Below are 806 nucleotides of genomic sequence, written 5' to 3'. Positions count from 1 at the left end.
GCCAAGTAAGTAGTGATATAAACGGAGCTGCTATAGATATGCAAGCTGGACCTAGTGAAGTTTTAGTCATAGCAGATGAGAAAGCAAATGTTAAATTTGTAGCAAGCGACTTGCTTTCACAAGCTGAACACGGCGCAGATTCTCAAGTGATTTTAGTATGCTTAAGCAAAGAATTTGCACAAGGTGCGAGTGATGAAGTAAGCCGCCAACTTGAAAATTTACCAAGAAAAGAATTAGCGTCTAAAAGCATTGCAAATTCTAAAATCATCATTGCAAAAAACTTAGATGAAGCTCTTTTAATCTCAAATCTTTACGCACCTGAGCACTTAATCATACAAACACAAAATCCTCGCGAACTTTTAGATAAAGTCAAACACGCTGGATCTGTATTTTTAGGTGAGTTAAGTCCAGAATCCATGGGTGATTACGCAAGCGGAACAAATCATGTCTTGCCAACTTATGGACTTACTAAAACGCATTCTAGCTTGTGTTTAGCTGATTATAGTAAAAGAATGAGCGTACAAGAGCTTAGCAAAGAAGGCTTTATAAATTTAGGAAAAAGTGTTGAAATTTTAGCTTCAAATGAGCATTTAGACGCACACAAAAATGCAGTAACTTTTCGTTTAGAGAGCTTAAAATGAGTCAAAAAATCCTTTTTATAGATAGAGATGGCACTTTAATAGAGGAGCCAAAAAGCGATTTTCAAATCGATACTCTTGAAAAATTGCGTTTTGAAAAAGATGCTATTCCTACTCTTTTAAAACTAAAAAATTTTGGATTTAAATTTGTCATGGTAAGCAATCAAG

The 806-nt window shown here is 34.9% G+C and carries 1 protein-coding gene and 1 pseudogene; both read left to right on the top strand.

Annotated features, from left to right (window positions below; genetic code table 11):
- Positions 1-641, top strand: a 641-nt coding sequence (hisD, locus tag KJR01_RS09610; RefSeq protein ID WP_214119014.1) for a histidinol dehydrogenase, incomplete at its 5' end; no start/stop codon positions are given.
- Positions 638-806: pseudogene (locus KJR01_RS09605) on the top strand (bifunctional histidinol-phosphatase/imidazoleglycerol-phosphate dehydratase); the annotation flags it as partial. The gene hisD and the pseudogene KJR01_RS09605, both read left to right, overlap by 4 nt.

This window comes from Campylobacter sp. 2018MI10, assembly GCF_018501175.1.
GTDB lineage: Bacteria > Campylobacterota > Campylobacteria > Campylobacterales > Campylobacteraceae > Campylobacter_E.
The sequence above is the reverse complement of the archived record's forward strand: the minus strand, read 5'-3'. Positions and strand labels throughout refer to the sequence as shown.